This is a genomic window from Shigella sp. FC1967, from assembly GCF_001743005.1.
Taxonomy (GTDB): Bacteria; Pseudomonadota; Gammaproteobacteria; order Enterobacterales; family Enterobacteriaceae; genus Proteus.
The window spans coordinates 1-1020 of record NZ_MIIZ01001077.1; the positions used below are offsets into that span (position 1 = coordinate 1).

Annotated in this window: 1 protein-coding gene; it reads right to left on the reverse strand. The window is 33.6% G+C overall.

Going from position 1 to position 1020, the window contains the following annotated elements:
- Positions 1-216: 216 nt before the first annotated feature.
- Positions 217-828 (reverse strand): glutathione transferase GstA, encoded by a 612-nt coding sequence (gstA, locus tag BHE89_RS18565; protein WP_069369288.1) that lies wholly within the window; start codon positions 826-828, stop codon positions 217-219.
- Between the last annotated feature and the right edge of the window lie 192 nt (positions 829-1020).

Below are 1020 nucleotides of genomic sequence, written 5' to 3' on the forward strand. Positions count from 1 at the left end.
GCTTTTACGTTGTAAGTTAATTGATTTGGTATAAAAATGAGATGTTTGAAAAACATTATTTTCATTAATTTTACGAAATCCCTGTTTAATAAAAAAACTGACTAAACGCACTCATTATGGTCGATATCCTTATTGACTTAAATCTAGGAGGTAAATGTTAAAAATAACTCAGATAGGCAATTTACCTGAGTTATTTTAAATAAGAGCTAAGGGATATTACTCTTTAAGTAACCCTTCAGTGACCAGTGCGCTGTGCACATTAGGTCGTTGCGCAATGCGTATTAGGTAGTTTTGTAGGTGTGTTAAATCCGTTAAATCTAAACCAACATGCGGTGCCCACTGGCTTAATGTAAATAAATAGGCATCAATAACGGTAAAATGCTCACCACATGCACATTTTTGTTTACTCAATACATCATTAATATAAGCAAATTTACTCTTTAATTTACTTTTAACAATAGGTATATAGCTTTCAGGTGTCTCTGGTGAAAATAGAGGGCCATAGCCTTTATGCACTTCACTTGCAAGAAAGTTTAACCACTCAATTTGATGATAACGCTCTAGTGATTTTGGGGGCGCAATTAAATTTCTATCAGGTTTTAAATCCGCAAGATATTGAACAATTGCAACACCTTCAGTCAAAATATCACCATTATCTAATTGAAGAACAGGAACTTGCCCTTTGGGATTGATGGTTAGAAAGTCTTTCCCTGATTCTGTTTTCTTAGCACGTAAATCGATACGCTCTATTGAGAAATCTAAACCTGTTTCACGTAAAACGATATGAGGGGAAAGTGAGCAACTACCTGGCGTGTAGTACAATTTCATATTGAATAGCTCCCTATCAATGAGATGGCGAATTAAGTTACAGATATCAGAATATCTTCACTAATATAAGATGATAAGAGGTTCTAAGAAATTAGCAAACTCAAATGGTGCGAATAAAAAAGGCTTTTGTAAATCTTGTGAACAAGGCAGTTAATTGATGAAAATACACGAAAAATAACTCCTTATATATTA

What these genes read in the sequence shown, in the direction of transcription:
- gstA (WP_069369288.1), bottom strand. Translation starts at nt 828, where the DNA reads ATGAAATTGTACTACACGCCAGGTAGTTGCTCACTTTCCCCTCATATC.